This window comes from Desmonostoc vinosum, from assembly GCF_059505385.1.
The window spans coordinates 1-19,293 of record NZ_JCACKM010000229.1 but is presented as its reverse complement, the minus strand read 5'-3'; the positions used below and the strand labels follow the sequence as shown (position 1 = coordinate 19,293).

Genomic DNA, 19,293 nt, shown 5'->3' with positions numbered 1-19,293 from the left:
ACAGGCAACCGTGCCAAATTCCAAGTAGTCAAAAAATCGCAACTTATTATCACTAGCCATGCAAACCCTACCAAAAGAGCGTCGCTACGAAACCCTTTCTTATCTACCTCCCCTCTCTGATGCTCAAATCGCCAAGCAGATTCAGTACATTCTCAGCCAAGGTTACATTCCTGCGATCGAGTTTAACGAAACTTCAGAGCCAACAGATTACTATTGGACATTGTGGAAGCTACCTTTGTTCGGTGCTAAAACCACCCAAGAAGTATTAAACGAAGTACAATCTTGCCGTTCTCAATATTCCAGCAACTACATCCGTGTTGTAGGTTTTGACAACATCAAGCAGTGCCAAGTTCTCAGCTTCATTGTTCACAAACCCAGCAGATACTAAACAAAACAGGTAGCAGGTGAAAGTAACAAATAATTACTTTCACCTGCTACTTTGTAAATATTTTCAAAGATGAGAGGTAAGATTAACTACCTCTTTTTTTTATGCAATATTTACCAGAAATGAGAATTTGTTTTGTTGGGGATTCTTTTGTCAACGGTACGGGAGATCCAGAATGTTTGGGTTGGGCAGGTAGAATTTGCGCTAATGCTAACAAAATAGGCTATGACATTACTTACTACAATTTAGGAATTAGGCGAGATACAACTACTGATATTGCAAAGCGCTGGTTGCAGGAAGTAATACTTAGGCTACCTCAAGAATACAACGGTAAAATTGTGTTTTCTTTTGGATTAAATGATACAACGCTAGAAAATGGCAAAACTCGTGTAAATTTTACAGACTCAATCCAAAATACCCACCAAATACTGAGGCTAGCTAAACAACTATATCCTGTTTTGATGATTGGGCCAGCGCCATATCAAGACCAAGAAGATCCTGAGAGAAGACAAAGAATTATTTCTTTAGCTGAAAAATTTGCTTTGATTTGTCAGGAATTAAGTATACCTTATTTAAATATTTTTCCTATATTAGAAAAATCAAACATCTGGATAAATCAAGCAAAAGCTAATGATGGCGTTCATCCAAAAGCAGAAGGCTATGCAGAATTCGCTCAAATTGTAGAAAAATGGGACGCGTGGCATTCGCTGATAAACAATAGTTTGTAGCCGAAATTCTGCTGCACCCTATATCTAAGCTGTTCCCTGTTTCCTTAATTCTAAATATAGTACATAATTTCTATCTGTTTCCTGGCTGCTCGCCGATCGCAAAGATCTTGGAGTGTATACTTTTGTAAAACAGAGTTAGCTGCTTGGCGTGCTTCTTGCCAAACTTCATTAATTACCTCGCTTTCTATCCCGTTGGAAGTTTGATCTGTATTAGATTCAACAGTATCTAATCCTTCCATACAAGTAAGAGCGTCTAAAATTGTGATGTTTCGAGGTTCTCGTGCTAAAACATAACCACCTTTAGCACCACGGATGCTCTTAATTAAACCTCCGCGTCTCAATGTTGCGAGTAATTGTTCCAAATAGCGGTTCGGTATATCTTGTAATGCCGCTATCTCTCGAATTTGTAAAGATTCACCGTTAGGGTAGCAGTTTGCCAACTCTAACAGAGCTAGGAGTGCGTATTCTGATTTGTTAGAGAGTACCACAAACGTAATATTTTAATCTTACTACTGATGACTTAAGGTGTTGATTTGTTTCTCTAAGCTTATGCTCATAGAAATTTAGCAATCAACTTTCTGCTGAGTAATTGAACTTAGTTTAGTCACTTTCTATCATATGAGCAAACACTATTTTTTTTTCATTTAATAAATAAAAACGATTGATTAATTTCTAATCTTATTCTAAAGATTGAAGAAAAGATGCTGTGTGTCCACGCATCCATTGAAAAGCAACAAAATTTAATAATAATCCAATCAAGAACAATAGCGTCATTAGAGCAGTTTGATACCAAAGAATTGGTTTTACTGATAGGTCTGCAACCAGATGAAACAAATTTAAGACGCTATAAAACACAGTCAAACCAAAATGAATTACTTTGTAGCGATTAGAATTGATAAAAGCAGTAGCAATTATTGCCAGCATTGGGAATATAAAAAAGCCTAACATCAACCACAGAATTCCAGAAATTTCGCCAATAGCATTGGCTTTTTCGGATTCGATAACTGACAAGCCGTGGAAGAGTGGCATCAAACCTAGTTGAGTATGAAACAGTGTTCCTAGTAGGAATACTATCCACAGAGCAATAATTTTTTCTCGATAATTAATTCCCATAACAGTGTAATTCGTAATTCGTAATACTTCAACTTCGTTCAGTACAAGTTCGTAATTCGTAATTGGGAATGGGGAATTGTCATTGATTATTCTCCGCGTCCCCGCGTCCCCTCACTCCCCACTCCCTAATTTAGCTTTGAGATCTGCCCATGTGATACCGACTAAATTGGGTAAAACGATATGTGCGGCACCAACTCGTTCAGCTGGGCCGATGCCGATCGCCCACATACCAGCAGCTAAAGCAGCTTCTACACCTGCGGCTGCATCTTCGACTACTACACATTCTTGTGGTTCTAGCTCTAGTAGCTTGGCTGCATATAAAAATAAATCTGGTGCTGGCTTGGGTTGCTGTACGCTATAGCCATCAGCGATCGCATCTACTTTATCAGCAATACCCAGTTTTTCAATTACTGTGCGGGCATTTTTGCTAGCTGAGCCAATGGCTATTTTAATTCCAGCTTGCCGTAGTTCATCCAAAAGTGCGATCGCTCCTGGTAACAGATCTTGAAGCGTCATGTTTTGGATATATTCTACGTAGTAGCTATTTTTACGTTCCATCATTTCTGCTATTTGAGCCTCTGAATACGGTCTACTGCCAACTATCCGCATTAGGGAAGCTCGACGCGATACACCACGTAACGCTTCATTATCTTGACGATTAAATGGTATACCCTCTTCATCTGCTAGCCGTTGCCAACCTAAATAGTGATATTCTGCTGTATCTGTTAATACACCATCTAAATCGAAGATAAAACCTTTGATGTTGGGGACTGGGGACTGGGTACTGGGGACTGGGGACTGGGGATTGGGGACTGGGGATTGGGGATTGGGGACTGGGGACTGGGGATTGGGGACTGGGGATTGGGGACTGGGGACTGGGTGTTTGTTCTTTCTCCTCCTGCTCCCTGCCCCCTGCTCCCGGCTCCCCCAGTCCTCCACGCAAATCGAACTCGTGCCACTGACCGCGCCAGTGTAGCTTAAACTTTAAGCGCGTCCAGCTTGGAGGGAGGTGGGGATTGGCTACGGGGCCATTTTTTGTTAGTTGGATGCCACCAAATCCTAAAACTACAGCCTGCCAAATACCACCGGCGCTAGCGCCGTGAATTCCATCATTGGTGTTACCTCTGGTATCTTCTAGATCTACCATTGCTGCTTGCATAAACCGTTCGTAAGCTTCTGTTGAGTTGCCCAAATCTGAAGCTAAAATGCCGTGAATTGCCGGGCCTAGAGATGAGCCGTAGGTAATATCGGTGCGGGGTGCGTAATAGTCCCAGTTTGCCTGTAATGCTTTTGAACTGTAAGGAAAATCCTGTGATTGCCGCATCAAATAGAGGAGCATCAATACATCTGGTTGCTTGAGTACTTGCCGTTTATTTGCTCCATCGATACCGAGAATCACTTGCATTGAGCATGTACGAGCTGCATAGTCTGCCAAGTTAATATCCTCTAATTGGAAAAATCCCTCGAATTGCTCGATTAATCCTGTTGATTGGTCGTAGGGAATCCATATTTTAGCGATGATCTCTTCCCAGCGCCTTTGCAATTCTGGTGTTATTTGTAGTTTCTGTTCGAGTTCAACAGCTCGGTCAAAGAAGGTATGATGCAACCATTTATATACAATGAGTGCTTTATCTAAATGCCACTGCACCATACTGTTGGTAAATGCATTATTGTGGACTAACTCGTGGTATTCATCTGCTCCAATGACGCCGCGAATTTCATAATAATCGCGTTCAGGATTGAACTCGACTCGGCTAGTCCAAAATATCGCAGTATCTAAAATAATTTCTACACCATAGTCTCGCATCCACTCGTCGTCAGCAGTTGCTAGCCAGTAGTACCAAACCGCGTAGGGAATATCTGCGCTGATGTGAATTTCCCTATCGCGGCACCAAATCCGCACGTCTTCACCATAAAAATCGCTGGGAAGTGACCAACGAGGGGTGACTTCATCTCCTGTATCAGCGCTTTCCCAAGCGTACATCGCCCCTTGATACCCGGCATGAACTGCTTTACGTCGTGCCCCATTAATTGTGTGATAACGATAACTGAGTAATTTACGGGCGATCGCTGGTTGTGTGAATATAAAAAAAGGCAGAATAAAAATTTCTGTATCCCAAAATATATGACCGCGATAGCCAAACCCCGAAAGGGTTTTCGCGGGAATACTCACCAGATCATCTGGAGGGCTAGCAATCAACAGCCCAAAAAGATTGTAGCGAACAGCAAAAGCGGCTGTATTATCCCCCTCAATCACGATATCGCTTTGCAGCCAAGCCGCATCCCATGCCTGTTTTTGGGCTGCTAGCAGCGTTATATAATCTGGCAGCAGTGCAAGTTTGGCTTGAGCATCTGAAACTGGTGTAGCAGTTTCTCGCGAGGTAAAAACTGTGACAACCTTTTCTATTGTGACTGTTTGCTGCATCTCCCCCAAAAATGTAGCACTGGAAGTAGGATAGCCGGGTGCGCTGCTAACTTGCAACGCCGCTTTAGTACCCAAGATATTTATCCTCGCAACCATCCCAATTTCTATGCGGGAATTACGAGTGCGACGGTATAACCAAAAACCTTGATCAGTTTTACCTTGGTCTAGTCCTTCCCAATGGTTAAAACCTTGATTTTCTGGGTAGCCATTAATACTGGCTTGCACTTCGATTAACCCATCAAAATCTACTGGTGTGATGTGACAGCGTTGTCCTAAAACATGCTGATCTGCCAGACTAGCGAAGCGTTCAAAATGGATATCTATAGTTTTGCCGCTGGGACTACGCCAACGCACAGAACGACTCAAAAGACCTTGACGCAAGTCAAGTTGGCGCTGATAACTTAAGATTTCACCTTGGTCGAGACGAAAGCGATCGCCATCTATAATTACTACCAATACCGACCAGTCAGGGCAATTGGCAAGTTCAGTATATACCACAGGCACATCATCATAAACACCGTAGATGAAAGTAGCTGATAATGCCCGCGCATACCCTTCTTCAAAACTGCCCCTAGTTCCTAGATAACCATTACCGATTGTAAAGACGGTTTCTCTAGAGTGTAATTGATCTGGGTCAAACTCAGTTTCGACTAATGTCCAATCTGTATAGGTGAAATGGGTAGAGCTAGCTGTTGTGTTCATTATGCTTCGCTAAAATTCTTTCGGACATAGGTTTATATATAAGATGAAATAAGGCTTCCATATAACGGTCTCTGGCTTCGTTGTTTTCTGGAGCAACAAAGTTCCAAAAGCTAAAGATTTTAGCTATTGATAGTAGTTGACTGGTGTGTAACTGCCAATTATATCTGTTACGAATTCGCTGGATCATCCATTCTGAAACTTCTTGCCAATATTCGGAATGAATATCACATTTTTCGAGAAAACCTAAAATTTTGTTTGCTGTTCCTTCTAAATCTGTAGGGTTGATATTAAACCCATCTTCTCGGTCTTCGATAATTTCTAAAGAACCGCCAAATTGAGTAGCAAATGTTGGTAAACCTGAAATCATTGCTTCTAGAATACTCCGCCCGAAGGCTTCAAAAAGAGCAAAGTGAATGTATATTCCTCCACAATCAGCAACTACTCGATAGGCTTCGCCAAGTTCAGAGCTAGGAATACGCATACCCAACCAGCGGATTTTACCATTAATATCATACTGATTGATAATGTCGTGGAGTCGTTGAATTTCTTGTGCTTCTTCTGGATTTGTAGCTTCTGACAGATGCAGTTTACTAGTCAAGAGAATTAAGTTACAGCGTTCTTGTAATGCCTGACTTATACCAAAACATTCTGCTAAACCAGTTAGATTTTTAATAGAAGTGATCGGCGCAACTGCGAAAATAGGCCGTTTGTGGGGATTATCTATATAACCAAATATTTGAGGATCTTCATGACTAAAAAGTAGGTCGTAAAGTTGAGCGCTGAGGTTTAAATCTCGGTCTTGTTTTTGATTATAAGGAAAGAAAATATTCTCATTTACTCCTGGCGGTACCATGTTGAATTTAGGACTAAATAAATCAATTCCATCTACCACATGATAGAGATTCGGCATGGTAAAACACTTATAAGACTCATATTGTCCTACGGTATCTGGTGTACCAACAATTTCTTGGTAGGACGATGTGATGATGAAGTCAGCTGCATTCATACTGATCAAATCAGCCGTGAATTGTGTTGAAAAGTGGTATTGGTCTTCTAGGTCTTGCCAATAGAGATTGCTAAATAAATATTTAGGTTTTTCTAGAGAGTGAGCAATATTGCATTGAGTAACTTTCAGACGACGGGAGAGTAGGAAAGCAACTAAGTTACCATCGCTGTAGTTACCAATAATTAGGTTAGGACAACCTTGAAATTGCGCGAGCAATTGTGTTTCGGCGTCCAGGGCGAATTGTTCGAGGTAGGGCCAAATTTCAAATTTAGAAATCCAGTTGTTGGTGACTTCTGGATTAAACTCCCCAAAAGGAATACGCAATATCCAGGCGTTTTCAGTGTTGTAAACTTTTTCGAGGCGCAGATTGCAAAATGTGCCTTCGCAGTTAGGAATTAGGCGAGTGAGAATGATTACATGGGGTTTAATGCCCAGCAAATCAAGACCAGCGAGTTTGATTTCCTCACGCAGTTTGTTTTCTAAGCTGCGGGCTTGTTCAAGAACGTAGATAACTTGACCGAGTGTTTCATCTCTTCCTAAAACATCCTCTTGAGCAACCCAGCCATGTATAGAAATGAGAACGACACGAAAAATAGCGGGGACACGGGCGACGAAAGTCTCTAAAAGGGCTGGGTTAGGAGTATCAATCAGGCGCTCAAGGAGTTCTAGAGTTTCGCAAACTCGCACAGCAGTGTTACCCCAACCAGGTTCAAAGCCGAGTTCTTGCAGTCCATAGCGAAATTTTTCGGATGGTTCGTCATGGGGTCGTTCTTTGAGAAATTTGAGGGCTTGCTTAACTTGTTTAGCAAGCTGGATACCTGAAGAAATGTGATTATTTAGTAGTAGATGAATTCCATCGTGTTCCAGTCTACTTAAAGCTAGGTAAAGTAGCTCTAACCAATAATGAGGATCGGTCAATAATTGACTGCACAAGTAACGGTTGAGGAAGCCTAAACCTTGACCGATATTTCTGGGGTCGCTAATTCTCGGAGAACCTTCGTAAAATGGATGGAGATCGATTTCTAGGATGTGCGGTTGGTAGCGGTTGACTAAGCGATCGCTTACATCTAAAAATGCTTGAGGTGTCATCAAATCGAATTTGCTCAAGTCGGATGTCAGTCGCCAAACCTCCTGACTAGCAATCCTCGGCCGAGTCACAAACCAAGCACTGTTTTCGAGCAAAATTATTTCATGCGTATAGTGAATGAGTTTAGCAAGTGTGGAAGAGTGGTAAAAGTAGGCTGGTTTTTGAGATTGATTACAATAGTTTGCAAAAGTTTGCAAAATTTCATTTCTCAGTAAGTAGTGTTTACCTGAAGTACTTAATGCAGAAATCAATTGATGCAAAGCAATTTTTTCATCACTGTTGAAGATAGTTTGAACTAGTTCATACATGACAAATCCCTTGAAGGTAAAGTTTTATTAGTGCTGGGTTCTGAGTCCTGAGTGCTTCATCAGTGCTGAGTCCTGAGTAATATCGTATTCGGTTAAAGACTTATTATTAAGACCGCAGGAAAGCAGGGGCAGGAGGTAGGGGCGTAAGTGGCCCGTTAAGAGTTTCCTCTTTAACTTTGATCGTACATAGGTACTAAAATTTTTCGCTTCTAACTGTGGGATGAAACGCAATTAAAAATTTGGACTTTTGCGAAAAATCGCAACAATCATCGGAGATATAAATTTGGGTTGTAGCTTGCTCTCCCACTCTTCGTAAAGAGATTAGCTTCCTAAAACTGTTTGAATTTACCTGTTTTTTCAAAAAAATGCCAATTTGGCTAGAGTAATTGCCAAGACAGATTATTCTTTATGTATATAAGTCCTCAATGAGTAATAAAACACCGTAGCCATCTTCATTAAAAGGGAAAACTGTTCTCTATTATCTTTTTCGTCAATACAGAGCTACTTTTTATAACTAATTAAGGATTTATATAGGAATCTGATTTGATTTCTAAAAAAACAGCGTACACCTCAAAAAGGTTGATTTTCTCCTTCCCACTCCCCACTCCCCACTCCCCACTCCCCACTCCCTACTCCCTACTCCCTACTCCCTACTCCCTTCTTCAAGTTACATAAGTGATATCAGGGTTAGTTATGAACTTCCAAACATCTTCTTCTCAAACCAATTGTTCTAAGACTATTAGCTCAGAACAATTAAATCAAGTGATCGAAGCGATCGCAGATGGTAGATATTCCTGGGCTTGTGTATTACTTTTGCGCTTCGTTGATTATAATCCACTGCACTTTATTCCTCAACGCACCTACAGCCGCTTAATCAAAGAAAACAACAAAGTTACAAACTTTCCAGGCTCTTCTCACAACCGCAATTCATCTCAGGATCTGAATAAAATTAATAATCTGGATTACTTGGAAAATTCACATCATAAACAACCCAACATCCAGAAGAATAGTAAACCACGCTACTTTGAAACAAAAAAGACTGGGTTATCTTCCTTACAACTCAATCGAGTCGATAACTAAGCTATTGCGAATTTAACTGGGATATATATTTTTAAAGCTGTTAGATATCCAATATTTACATTTAACAGCTTTCATGGAATTCACGTTTTTTTCAGGCATTTATCTAATGTCATGCTGAATGATAGATTGCCCTTAATTACTGTTGTCAAAAAAATGTGGGAAAAGATTTATCCTTATTACATAAAAACTAAGACAAATCCTCTATGGTTGTTAATGTTTTTAATTGGTCGATTTAGAATTATTCGTTATCTTGTTACTCGTTTTTATCAAAACTACAAAATCAAGATTTATCACTCAGATTATTCATGTTTTCCAGATTTGAAAGTTGATGATGTGATTGGATCTCTAAAACAAGATGGAATTTATTTAGGGCTTCGGCTTCCTGAAAATATACTTCAAGAAATACTCAGCTTCGCGGTTAGTAATTTTTGTTACGGAGATGGTAAATATAATTGTGGTTTCTTTTATGCTGAAAAAAATCAAGTATTACGGCATCATGGAGATTTTTTTGTCAGAGGCGAGTATTATAATACTGCGGCACTTTGCCCAGCAATTAAAAAACTGGCGCACGATCCAAAGTTATTAGAAATAGCTACTAAATACTTAGGGAAAAACCCTGTATTTACAGGTAGTCGTCTGCATTGGGTTTTTGTAGCTAATGAAGCTGAATACGATTTAAACAAAGGTGCAATGAATTTTCATTATGACTTAAATGACTATTGTAGTTTGAGGTTTTTCTTTTATCTGACCAATGTAAATTTATTAAGTGCCCCTCATGTCTGTATTCGTAGCAGTCATCAGCGTAAAAAACTTGCTTATCTTTTCTCTTTATTTAGGCGACAATCTGAGGCAGAACTACTAAAGTATTATGGTTCAGAGAATTGCTTAACTGTTTGCGGCCCTACCGGATTTGGATTTGTCGAAGATGTGTTTTGTTTTCACAAAGCAACACCTCCAATATCTAGCGATCGCCTGCTGCTACAACTTCAATACGCCTTGCATGATTATGGAGAGCAAACTGATACTGTAGACCCAGCCTTACTAAAAAGATATAGCTTCTAACCAAACCAAATTGATGGTAAACGAGCAGGATCAACTACTTCTGGAATATGTCGATTTATTTCCTCTGCTTGTTCACACAAAATTTGCCCAATTCCTTGATGAATTAAGGTTTCTATATGTAAGCTTTGTTCGACACAGTGATGCAGACAGTCTGAAATATTATATTGTGTTTCTTCTTCATCGACAGTAATGTAATGATTTGGAACTCTATTTAAAATATAAGCAATTAAACTTTGTCTCAAATCAGGATGTGCAAAGGCTTCTTGATAAGGATAATGAGGATAATTTTCTAATGCATTTTCAATTTCTTGGACTACAAGGTTCATTGTTAAGTTAATCAATTTTTTAGACATGATGCACCATGGTTGTGAGAGGGGGATGAGGGGGATGAGGGAGACGCGGGGACGCGGGGACGCGGGGAAGTACAGAGATTACACAATTCCCCATATTTCGACTTTGCTCAGTACAAGTTCCCCATTCCCCATTCCCCATTTCCAATTCCTAATTCCCTTTTGCCACTCTCAATTTAAGAAAACAATTTGAGGAACTTGTGAGGAAAGGATGCTTGTTGGTAATTAAAATATTTCGCTCTGTAGAGAGATGCTTTTATGTGTTTAAGTTCCAACCGAGTGCAGTAGCGACTTGATTAGCTAATTCTAGAGGATTGAATGGTTTGGCGATCGCTGTCTTAATACCCATCTGAGCATAACGGCGGCGATCGGAAGCTTGGATTTTTGCAGTCAACAAAATCACTGGAATAGCTTTGGTGAGCGGATTTGTCTGTAGCTTCTCAAAGGCAGCAATGCCATCCATATCTGGCATCATCACATCTAGCAGAATTGCATCGGGTTGCCAAACTTCGGCTTGATTTATTCCTTCATTAGCAGAACTAGCTGTAATCACTTCCCAGCTAGCCATGGTTTCTAAACAAATCTTGGCAACTTCTTGAATATACTGCTCGTTATCAACCACCAAAATTCGCTTTGTTGTCACTGCCACTAGCCTCATGATTGGGTGTAATTCGCTGAAGTAACTCCATAACTCGATGTTCAAATTCTTGAATTGTGACTCGTCCTTTAGTTAAAAATTCTGTGTAGCCTAATTTCAGTTGATTGCGCTCTGCATCATCCAAATCTTTAGCAGAATAGATCACTAAAGGAATACGACATAATTTATTGTGTTGCTGCAACCAGTCTACTACTGCGAAGCCATCACTTTCTGGCAGAATCAAATCAAGAATTAGTAAGTCGGGATTGACTTGTTGGCTGAGGCGAATTGCTTCTCGTCCTGTCCTTGCTAGGAAAGTTTCAATTTCATGGAGTTTAAAAAGAGTAATCAGCACTTGGGCTAAATCAGCGTCATCTTCAACAATCAAAATGCGGGCTTGCTTGGAAGGTTTAGCTACTGCTTGCTTGAGTGATTTTAATAGACGGCTTTCTTGGATGGGCTTATTCAACCAATCAACAAAGTCTGCATAGGCTAGATTATTTTGGCTTGGTTTGTAAATACTGCAAATCACAATCGGAATGTTTTTAGTATCTGCTCGTGCTTTCAATGCTGCCATTGTTTCCCAACCATTCATTCCTGGCATGAGTAAATCTAGTAAAATTACGTTTGGATGATGAGCCGCTGCTTGGGCGATCGCTTCCTCACCACTAGTCACTGTAATTACTTGATATCCCCCTTGTTGCAGCAAAGTCTGCAACTCAGCACAGATCACTGCATCGTCATCGCAGACTAAAGCTAGAGGGGGTGAGGAGGATGAGAAAGTGGATAAGATGGGCAGTGTAAAGTAAAAATTACTACCTTCACCCAGAGTACTTTCAACCCAGATGCGCCCGCTGTGTTGTTGCACAATACTCTTGCAAATTGCCAAGCCCAAACCAGTACCATCATGGTTGCGTGAGTCTGAAGAATCAACCTGCTGAAAGCGCTCGAAGATACTGTCAAGTTTGTCATTCGGGATACCACGCCCGGTGTCTTTAACTGTTAACAGAACTGCATCTGCTTGTTGTTGAGCCATGAGCCAAACTGTAGATCCAGCATCTGAAAATTTAATCGCATTACTGAGCAAATTAGTCAAGGTTTGTACAACTCGGTCTGGATCTACCCGTAGGGGGATGGCTAAGCTGGAAATAGATAGTTTGACGCCCGCTTTATCAGCGAGGGGTTGCATCACATTTACGGCTTGGGCAATTAAGTCAGCAATATTACTGGTTTGTAATTCCATCTTCACCTTACCCGACTCAATCCGCTCAATGTCTAGGATGTCGTTGATTAAACGTACTAGACGCTCGGTGCTATCGGTGGCAATTTGCAACAGGCGTTTTCCTTGCTCTGAGTCTGTTGATAACAAACCACTGGCGAGCATTCCTAAAGAACCATGAATTGAAGTTAAAGGTGTGCGGAGTTCATGACTGACAACAGAGATAAACTCATCTTTCATACGCTCGATTTGCTTGCTTTCTGTCACGTCTCGCAAAATCACCGTGTAAACGATTTCTTTGCCCATATCCAACTTAGAGATAGAAGCCTCTGCGGGGAATTCTGTGCCATCCTTGCGATAACCATATATTTCTCGCCGTTCTCCCATTTTGCGAGCTGGATGAGGAGATTTGCCAAATTCCACCACATGCTGACGATGCGCTTGCACAAAACGCAGAGGTAGCAGCATGTCAAGGTACTGTCCGATCACCTCTTGGGCAGAGTAGCCAAAAATCTTCTCTGCTCCTTGGTTAAACAAGGTGATGCGTTGGGTGGCATCTAAAGAAATAATCGCGTCATCAGCAATATCTAAAATTCTGGCAAATCGGGCTTGAGAAAATCGTAGTTCTTCTTGTGTGCGTTGGCGCTCATCAAGTTCTGATTGTAAACGTTGATTAACGGATATTAATTCAGCAGTGCGTTCTGCTACTCTCAACTCAAGTTCGCTCTTAGCTTTGTAAAGAGCGGCTTTTGCTTCTGGTTTTTGGTATGTTTGGGCGATGCGTTGTCGCAGCTTTACCCGTTCCAAGCGATTGACAAGTCGAGTTACTAGTTCTGGCCCGACAATCGGCTTACTCACGAAATCATCAGCACCAACGCTAAATACCTGATTGACAATTTCGGCATCGCTATGCACTGTTAGAAAGAGGATGGGTAACTCACTCCATTGGGGATCGTTGCGTACCTGCTGGCAAAGTTCAATCCCGTTGATGTGAGGTAATTCTATATCCAAAATCAGCATGTCTGGGGTGACGGCTTTGAGTGTTTCCCAGAATTGACGGGGATCATTCAAGGCGATCGCTTTTAGTCCCCAAGGACTGAGTAAAGTTTGTAAAAATGACTGGAGTAGCGGATCATCGTCTACAACTAATATTTTCGCTTCTGCATGGGGCATATTTTGTAGTGCTGGCGTCTGTGGCAATGCCGGGATGGCTACAATGCTATTTTCCGCAATTTCCTGACGTAGTTGCTTGACCCAACTTCCTAAATTATTAATTTCACTAGCACTCAAAACTTTATTAGTATTTAGCCATCGCTCGATTTTTCGCGCCAGTTTTGAGCCAATAGTCAAACCAAAACTACCCAAAGAACCAGCCAAGGTATGAGCCTCTCTGGCTGCAAGGAAACGCAACTCTGAATTTACAGCCTTTTGCTTGATCGCTTGTTCTATCGTGTTTACCTGCTCATTAACTCGCTGTTGCGATCGTTGCCAAATCCCTGCAACTGCTGCTAATGTTTGCTGCGATTTGAGAGGTGAAATCTGAGATTTGGCATTTTCCTCTACTCCCTTGCTTTTCTGCTCCTCCTCTTCTCGTAATTTCAGCCGATAACCAATCCCATAAACTGTTTCAATCAGCTCACTCGGCGCTCCTACAGCTTTCAGTTTCTGCCGTAATCCTTTAATATGAGTGCGGACGGCCTCTTCTGTTGGAGTATCCTCATAAGACCAAAGATGTTCCAAAATCATCCCACAGCTAAATACCCGCCGACTGTTTCGCAAAAATAGTTCCAACAAAGCATATTCTTTGGGAGTGAGTGACAATAGCTCATCACTATAGGTAACTTCACAACTACTAGGATCTAAGCGTAAACTCCCCCACTGCAACACAGGCTGTGAAGCTAACCCTCCCCGACGCAGCAACGCCCGTACACGAGCCACCAATTCCTCTTGATCAAAAGGTTTGACTACATAATCATCTGCACCAGCATCTAACCCAATCGCTTTTTCATGACCACTATCACACCCTGTCAATAATAAAATAGGTACTTGCAGACCACTGGATCTGATTTTTCGGCAAAGACTAACACCATCCAGCTTTGGTAACACCACATCCAGAAGAACTAAATCATAATCGTAAATTTGAATTAAATTCCAAGCTGAATTTCCATCATGAGCCACTTCTACTGCATAGTTTTGGTTAGTCAAAACAGCCGAGAGTGCGTAAGCATTTAATTCATCATCCTCTACAATTAAAATTTTCATACTAAAAGCTTTTTCTAGAAGAGAACCCCGATCACCCAACCTTTTACGCCCAGAACGATCAAAAGCAAAAAACTCAAACCATAAAATCAAGTTACTATCAATACTGAGTTGATGAGCATCTTCCAAGAGACATATTTTTTAATTGATGCTGATCATTAAACATGACAATTTTTCAAGCGCAAAGTCGGGGCATAATTTTCCTCCAATCAAAAATTCTTGTCAGGGAGAACTAGTAATAGCCCAAATAAAAACAAGTAAGTTAACAAGAAAAATTTTAGGTATGTAAATAAATATAAACTTGATGTAGGTGTGTTGTCGCGCAGCGCAATGCACCTTAAACTATTGATTGTGCCTTAGCCTACAGTATCACACCCTACTAGCTACATATCTTATTATTCTATATTTGAGCATCAACTTACATCTCTAAAAAGTAAGTTTTGCTAATACTAACTTCATGCCTTTTACTGAAATTAGCAATCATTTAATTTCATTACTTAATATAATAATTTTTAATACAAAAAATTCCTATGAACACTAATATGTTACAAAAGAATTAGTTACAGGTTGTAGAACCGGGAAAGCTCAAGCAACTCAAAATTTCAAACCGGAGGTCTATATGTTTAAAAGGATTTTGGTTGCATTGGATCGCTCGGAAATGGGGCAAAAAGTTTTTGAGCAAGCATTAACTCTAGCAAAGGTAACACAAGCTAGCTTAATGCTACTGCATGTTCTATCTCCAGATGAAGAGGGTAGTCCTTACACACCTATGTTATCTAATTTTGACTATTATCCAGGATTGAGTAGTCAAAGCTTTGAGGTCTATCAAAAGAATTGGGATAGGTTTAAAAATGAAGGCATTCAAATATTGCAATCTTTGTGTGCCCAAGCGAACACAGCAGGTGTTGCCACTGAATTTACACAAAATCTTGGTAATCCTGGACGGATGATTTGTGACTTAGCTCGTAATTGGAACGCTGACTTAATCGTTATGGGGCGCAGGGGTCGTTCTGGGCTAACAGAGTTATTTCTCGGTAGCGTCAGCAACTACGTCCTCCACCATGCCTTTTGTTCTGTACATGTTGTGCATCTTCCAGTCACCACAAAAGATGAAGTTGCAGTACACACTACAAATGCTGTAGGGGTTAAATGAGATTGGGGAATGGGGACTGGGGAAGAGGACGCGGGGACGCGGGGACGCGGGGACGCGGAGAAAATTTCTCCCTCATCCCCCTCATCTTCCTCATCCCCCTCCCGCTTACTAGTGATATAAAATACTCAATTTTCAGTAGCGATCGCCATTAAGAAGCTTGAATAGGTAACTATCGGCTGGGAACCCTAGACTAGACTAGTAAGTACATAGGGTAACAATTGAAGGATACTATGATGAGCGATCGCGACTATACACTAATCATTGACAAAAGTGGTAGTATGTCCACCCCTGACCAAGTGGGTAATAGAAGTAGATGGGATATAGCGCAAGAGTCTACACTCGCCCTAGCCAGAAAGTGCGAACAGTTTGATCCTGATGGCATCACTGTTTATGTCTTTTCTGGGAAATTTAAACGCTACGATGATGTCACCTCCGCCAAAGTAGTGCAGATATTCCTTGAAAATGACCCTGCTGGAACAACAAATTTAGCCGGTGTACTTCAAGATGCGCTCAATAATTACTTTCAACGCAAAGCAGCAGGTAAAACCAAGCCCAATGGTGAGACAATCTTAGTAATCACCGATGGAGAACCAGACGATCGCCGAGCTGTATTTGAAGTGATCATTAATGCCACTCGTCAGATGGAACGCGACGAAGAACTAGCAATTTCCATGGTTCAAGTAGGCTCGGATGCCCAAGCAACTAAGTTTCTTAAAGCTTTAGATGACCAACTGCAAGGTGTTGGTGCAAAGTTCGATATCTGCGATACAGTCACTTTAGACGACTTAGAAGACATGAGCCTTGCAGATGTACTCATGAATGCCATAACTGATTAATCAGTCAATAGTCAAAAGTTAATCGGAAAATGGGGAGTAGGGAGTAGGGGAAGAGGTATTTTTGTCCCCTGAGTGTCGGCTATTTACCCGTGGGAGACTAGTTTTAAAACAGAGGCGTTGCTGAATTTAGCAATAAATTTTCTGGGGTGGGCATCTTGCCCGCCAGAAAATTTAAGGGACGGGTGAGACGCCCATCCTACAGAACCAACTAAATCATCTTGCAAATAGGCAACGCTGCAAAAATGAGATTATAGAGTGTATCGTACAAATTAGTTTGGAGAATTAAGTAATGCTAGAAAATCGTGACTATACCCTAATTATTGACAAAAGCGGCAGCATGGCAACTCCTGATCAAAAAGGTGGTAGAAGCCGATGGCTAGCAGCACAAGAATCTACTTTAGCTTTAGCTAGTAAATGTGAACAGTTTGACCCAGATGGCATAAATATCTATGTTTTTTCTGGTAAATTCAAGCGCTATGAAAATGTGACATCAAGTAAAGTATCGCAAATTTTTCAAGAAAATGATCCTTCCGGCACCACAGATTTAGCAGCTGTATTGAAACATGCTACCGATGATTACTTTCAACGTAAAGCATCTAGTCAAACTAAACCAAATGGTGAAACAATTTTAGTAGTTACTGATGGCGAACCAGACGATCGCAAAGCAGTGATGAAAGTCATCATCGAAGCTTCCCGCCGTATGGAACGAGATGAAGAACTCGCTATTTCTTTCATTCAAGTCGGTAAAGATCCTCAAGCTACCCGTTTTCTCAAAGTCTTAGATGATGAACTCCAAGGAGCGGGTGCTAAGTTTGATATCTGTGACACAATTACTATGGAAGATATGGAAGATTTGAGTTTATCAGAAGTGTTACTTAATGCCATTAATGATTAGTATCACCACATTAAATTCAAAAATCAAAAACTTTTGTTTTAAAAGATAGGTAAATTTTCAACCTATTTCACTAACCATAGCTTTTACGGTATTTATAAATCATGGATTCCATTGATAAGCTGTTAGCTGAACTGCAAGATGAATACAAGCAAGGAAAACCCGAACAACAGCAGTCAAAATCAACCGCAGCCCAATCATTTATTCAACCACCGTCAAAATCTGCTTCTTTAATAGATAACCTTTTATCAGAAGTTAAAGCTGATTTTGCCGAAAAAGATGCTGCTCTCGAGTTGCAAAAACAGCAAGAACTTCAACAACAAAGAATTCGCCAAGAACAACTCAAAGCTAAACAATTAGAGGTGTTAAAAGTAGAAGCAAAAGATTGGTTAGCAAAACTAGATCCATTATCGCCAGAGGGACTGTGGTTTGAAAGGTTTGCTGAAACATACTCTTCAAAAATAGAAGCAGCAATTGAATATTTACAAACTAATCAATAAATTTTCGGGGAATTGGGAATTGTATAATCTCTTTACTTCCCCGCGTCTCCCAGTTGGTGAGTTTCGGCTATGCGGTAATCGAGCGAAGTCGAGATTTAACTACCGCGTACCCCTACTCTTAAGCAAGCTACGCATAGCGTCTTTGATAGGAGAAGTCGAACCTCATCCCCTTTATTTCTCAGTGCCTAACCCATGATAATGTTGCACAGCCCATTCATGCATTGCATAGAGAATTGGTTGCAAACTCTCTCCCAAAGGTGTTAATGAATATTCTACTTTGGGTGGGATTTGAGGATAAACTTCTCGATGAAGAATACCATCTTCCTCCATTTCTCTAAGTTGTTGAGTGAGCATTTTTTGTGTAATTCCGGGTAAGGCTCGCTGCAATTCACCAAACCGTTTTACACCAGCCATTAATTCTCTAATAATTAAAACTTTCCAGCGTCCACCAATCACCTTTAGTGTAGTTTCTACTTCACAAGTTAGCCTACTGTGGTTTTCTGCTTCAGCTTTCATAGTTTCTTTTTAGTAAGTATCTTACTTTTAAGTGCCTACTTTTTATCTTATCTTTATATAGTCTAAAGTTAATTTGAAAAGTATTTTCTAGCTCAATCTGTGAGCGTTGTTTTCTGCTGAAAATTTACCCATGGCAAATATCCTCCATATTGATACTAGTCCGCGTGGTGAGCGCTCTCATTCACGCACATTCACCCATAAGTTCGTCGCAGCTTGGAAAGCCGCTCATCCTGAAGATACATTAACGTATCGAGACTTAGGGCGCAATCCTGTACCCCATGTAGACGAATCTTGGATTGCTGCGGCTTTTACACCACCCAATGCACACACACCTGAAATTGCTCAGGCGATTAAAGTTTCTGACGCTTTAATAGATGAGTTGCAAGCGGCCGATCGCTACATTTTTGGTGTGCCAATGTACAATCTGAATATACCCTCCACCTTTAAAGCTTATATTGATCAAATTGTGCGCGTTGGTCGCACCTTTGCAATAACCGAGCAAGGTGGCTATCAAGGGCTATTAGAAGGGAAAAAGTCGCTAGTAATTACAGCCCGTGGTGGTAGCTTTACAGGCGATAGCCCCTTTACACCCTACGATTATCAAGAACCCTACTTAAAAGCAATTTTTGGGTTTATCGGGATTACAGATGTTTCTTTCATTCATCTGGAAAATCTCAACGCTGGTGATGCTGCTCGTGAGGAATCTTTTGCTCAAGGTCAAGAAGCGATCGCTCATGCAGTAGCTAGTTGGTAATTATATGAAAATCCCATTTGAGTTGTAAGAATTCTCGTAAGGAATTCCTCGCTTGTCCATCAATCGCGTATTTGGTGTGACAAGCCTAGAATTAGGTTAAGCCAATTACGAATTATGCGCTTCGCAGCGTAAGCTAAAAAACATCTAAATTACATAATCAAATTAAATAAAACTCTTGTGGAGTGGGCATCTTGCCCGCTCTAATTATGCAAGTTATATGTGGAACAGCTTAACCCTGTTTTGTCAGTTTGGGAGAAGCCTATCGCTGAAAGCCTTTTGGA

16 protein-coding genes and 1 pseudogene are annotated in these 19,293 nt (G+C 40.8%); 9 read left to right on the top strand and 8 right to left on the bottom strand.

Annotated features, from left to right (window positions below; all coding sequences use genetic code 11):
• The first annotated feature begins 58 nt into the window (after nucleotides 1-58).
• Both AC5JMF_RS26225 and AC5JMF_RS26220 read left to right on the top strand, forming a co-directional pair.
• Nucleotides 59-388, top strand: a complete 330-nt coding sequence (locus AC5JMF_RS26225) for a ribulose bisphosphate carboxylase small subunit (protein WP_495798638.1) — start codon at nucleotides 59-61, stop codon at nucleotides 386-388.
• 101 nt (nucleotides 389-489) lie between these two features.
• Nucleotides 490-1,113, top strand: a complete 624-nt coding sequence (locus AC5JMF_RS26220) for a GDSL-type esterase/lipase family protein (protein WP_495798637.1) — start codon at nucleotides 490-492, stop codon at nucleotides 1,111-1,113.
• Nucleotides 1,114-1,163: 50 nt separating this feature from the next.
• Here AC5JMF_RS26220 and AC5JMF_RS26215 read toward each other — a convergent pair whose 3' ends face one another.
• The 4 genes and pseudogenes from AC5JMF_RS26215 to AC5JMF_RS26200 all read right to left on the bottom strand — a co-directional run bounded on the left by AC5JMF_RS26215 (nucleotide 1,164) and on the right by AC5JMF_RS26200 (nucleotide 7,754).
• A complete protein-coding gene (locus AC5JMF_RS26215) occupies nucleotides 1,164-1,601 on the bottom strand; it encodes an RrF2 family transcriptional regulator (RefSeq protein WP_495798636.1) in 438 nt (145 codons plus the stop codon).
• Between the two features lie 190 nt (nucleotides 1,602-1,791).
• The gene (locus tag AC5JMF_RS26210) at nucleotides 1,792-2,226 is read right to left on the bottom strand and encodes a hypothetical protein (RefSeq protein ID WP_495798635.1); all 435 of its coding nucleotides are present in this window, start codon (nucleotides 2,224-2,226) and stop codon (nucleotides 1,792-1,794) included.
• 79 nt (nucleotides 2,227-2,305) lie between these two features.
• Nucleotides 2,306-5,353: pseudogene (pgmB, locus tag AC5JMF_RS26205) on the bottom strand (beta-phosphoglucomutase).
• A complete protein-coding gene (locus tag AC5JMF_RS26200; RefSeq protein ID WP_495798634.1) occupies nucleotides 5,337-7,754 on the bottom strand; it encodes a sucrose synthase in 2,418 nt (805 codons plus the stop codon). The pseudogene pgmB and the gene AC5JMF_RS26200 overlap by 17 nt, the downstream one beginning before the upstream one ends.
• A gap of 693 nt (nucleotides 7,755-8,447) precedes the next feature.
• Between AC5JMF_RS26200 and AC5JMF_RS26195 the strand changes: the two genes are divergently transcribed.
• Nucleotides 8,448-8,834 (top strand): HetP family heterocyst commitment protein, encoded by a 387-nt coding sequence (locus AC5JMF_RS26195; RefSeq protein ID WP_495798633.1) that lies wholly within the window; start codon nucleotides 8,448-8,450, stop codon nucleotides 8,832-8,834.
• A gap of 111 nt (nucleotides 8,835-8,945) precedes the next feature.
• Nucleotides 8,946-9,896: a hypothetical protein gene (locus tag AC5JMF_RS26190; RefSeq protein ID WP_495798632.1), complete on the top strand. Its 951-nt coding sequence runs from the start codon at nucleotides 8,946-8,948 to the stop codon at nucleotides 9,894-9,896.
• Here AC5JMF_RS26190 and AC5JMF_RS26185 read toward each other — a convergent pair.
• The 3 genes from AC5JMF_RS26185 to AC5JMF_RS26175 all read right to left on the bottom strand — a co-directional run bounded on the left by AC5JMF_RS26185 (nucleotide 9,893) and on the right by AC5JMF_RS26175 (nucleotide 14,364).
• A complete protein-coding gene (locus AC5JMF_RS26185; protein ID WP_495798631.1) occupies nucleotides 9,893-10,222 on the bottom strand; it encodes a late competence development ComFB family protein in 330 nt (109 codons plus the stop codon). The two genes, AC5JMF_RS26190 and AC5JMF_RS26185, sit on opposite strands and share 4 nt — an antisense overlap.
• A 280-nt stretch (nucleotides 10,223-10,502) precedes the next feature.
• Nucleotides 10,503-10,889: a response regulator gene (locus AC5JMF_RS26180; RefSeq protein WP_495798630.1), complete on the bottom strand. Its 387-nt coding sequence runs from the start codon at nucleotides 10,887-10,889 to the stop codon at nucleotides 10,503-10,505.
• Nucleotides 10,861-14,364: a response regulator gene (locus AC5JMF_RS26175; RefSeq protein WP_495798713.1), complete on the bottom strand. Its 3,504-nt coding sequence runs from the start codon at nucleotides 14,362-14,364 to the stop codon at nucleotides 10,861-10,863. The genes AC5JMF_RS26180 and AC5JMF_RS26175 overlap by 29 nt, the downstream gene beginning before the upstream one ends.
• A gap of 616 nt (nucleotides 14,365-14,980) precedes the next feature.
• Between AC5JMF_RS26175 and AC5JMF_RS26170 the strand changes: the two genes are divergently transcribed.
• The 4 genes from AC5JMF_RS26170 to AC5JMF_RS26155 all read left to right on the top strand — a co-directional run bounded on the left by AC5JMF_RS26170 (nucleotide 14,981) and on the right by AC5JMF_RS26155 (nucleotide 17,742).
• The gene (locus AC5JMF_RS26170) at nucleotides 14,981-15,514 is read left to right on the top strand and encodes a universal stress protein (protein ID WP_495798629.1); all 534 of its coding nucleotides are present in this window, start codon (nucleotides 14,981-14,983) and stop codon (nucleotides 15,512-15,514) included.
• A gap of 230 nt (nucleotides 15,515-15,744) precedes the next feature.
• The gene (locus AC5JMF_RS26165; RefSeq protein ID WP_495798712.1) at nucleotides 15,745-16,350 is read left to right on the top strand and encodes a vWA domain-containing protein; all 606 of its coding nucleotides are present in this window, start codon (nucleotides 15,745-15,747) and stop codon (nucleotides 16,348-16,350) included.
• A gap of 289 nt (nucleotides 16,351-16,639) precedes the next feature.
• A complete protein-coding gene (locus tag AC5JMF_RS26160) occupies nucleotides 16,640-17,245 on the top strand; it encodes a vWA domain-containing protein (RefSeq protein WP_495798628.1) in 606 nt (201 codons plus the stop codon).
• A gap of 101 nt (nucleotides 17,246-17,346) precedes the next feature.
• Nucleotides 17,347-17,742: a salt stress protein, Slr1339 family gene (locus AC5JMF_RS26155; RefSeq protein ID WP_495798627.1), complete on the top strand. Its 396-nt coding sequence runs from the start codon at nucleotides 17,347-17,349 to the stop codon at nucleotides 17,740-17,742.
• A 171-nt stretch (nucleotides 17,743-17,913) separates the two neighbouring features.
• Here AC5JMF_RS26155 and AC5JMF_RS26150 read toward each other — a convergent pair whose 3' ends face one another.
• Nucleotides 17,914-18,258, bottom strand: coding sequence for a winged helix-turn-helix transcriptional regulator (locus AC5JMF_RS26150; protein WP_495798626.1), 345 nt, complete (start codon nucleotides 18,256-18,258; stop codon nucleotides 17,914-17,916).
• A gap of 130 nt (nucleotides 18,259-18,388) precedes the next feature.
• Here AC5JMF_RS26150 and AC5JMF_RS26145 point away from each other — a divergent pair, with 130 nt between their 5' ends.
• Nucleotides 18,389-19,012: an FMN-dependent NADH-azoreductase gene (locus AC5JMF_RS26145; protein ID WP_495798625.1), complete on the top strand. Its 624-nt coding sequence runs from the start codon at nucleotides 18,389-18,391 to the stop codon at nucleotides 19,010-19,012.
• Nucleotides 19,013-19,293 lie beyond the last annotated feature (281 nt).

Coding starts and splice junctions, on each gene's coding strand:
- AC5JMF_RS26175 (WP_495798713.1), bottom strand. CDS start 14,364: ATGAAAATTTTAATTGTAGAGGATGATGAATTAAATGCTTACGCACTC.
- AC5JMF_RS26170 (WP_495798629.1), top strand. CDS start 14,981: ATGTTTAAAAGGATTTTGGTTGCATTGGATCGCTCGGAAATGGGGCAA.
- AC5JMF_RS26210 (WP_495798635.1), bottom strand. CDS start 2,226: ATGGGAATTAATTATCGAGAAAAAATTATTGCTCTGTGGATAGTATTC.
- AC5JMF_RS26160 (WP_495798628.1), top strand. CDS start 16,640: ATGCTAGAAAATCGTGACTATACCCTAATTATTGACAAAAGCGGCAGC.
- AC5JMF_RS26155 (WP_495798627.1), top strand. CDS start 17,347: ATGGATTCCATTGATAAGCTGTTAGCTGAACTGCAAGATGAATACAAG.
- AC5JMF_RS26145 (WP_495798625.1), top strand. CDS start 18,389: ATGGCAAATATCCTCCATATTGATACTAGTCCGCGTGGTGAGCGCTCT.
- AC5JMF_RS26220 (WP_495798637.1), top strand. CDS start 490: ATGCAATATTTACCAGAAATGAGAATTTGTTTTGTTGGGGATTCTTTT.
- AC5JMF_RS26225 (WP_495798638.1), top strand. CDS start 59: ATGCAAACCCTACCAAAAGAGCGTCGCTACGAAACCCTTTCTTATCTA.
- AC5JMF_RS26150 (WP_495798626.1), bottom strand. CDS start 18,258: ATGAAAGCTGAAGCAGAAAACCACAGTAGGCTAACTTGTGAAGTAGAA.
- AC5JMF_RS26190 (WP_495798632.1), top strand. CDS start 8,946: ATGCTGAATGATAGATTGCCCTTAATTACTGTTGTCAAAAAAATGTGG.
- AC5JMF_RS26195 (WP_495798633.1), top strand. CDS start 8,448: ATGAACTTCCAAACATCTTCTTCTCAAACCAATTGTTCTAAGACTATT.
- AC5JMF_RS26185 (WP_495798631.1), bottom strand. CDS start 10,222: ATGAACCTTGTAGTCCAAGAAATTGAAAATGCATTAGAAAATTATCCT.
- AC5JMF_RS26165 (WP_495798712.1), top strand. CDS start 15,745: ATGATGAGCGATCGCGACTATACACTAATCATTGACAAAAGTGGTAGT.
- AC5JMF_RS26200 (WP_495798634.1), bottom strand. CDS start 7,754: ATGTATGAACTAGTTCAAACTATCTTCAACAGTGATGAAAAAATTGCT.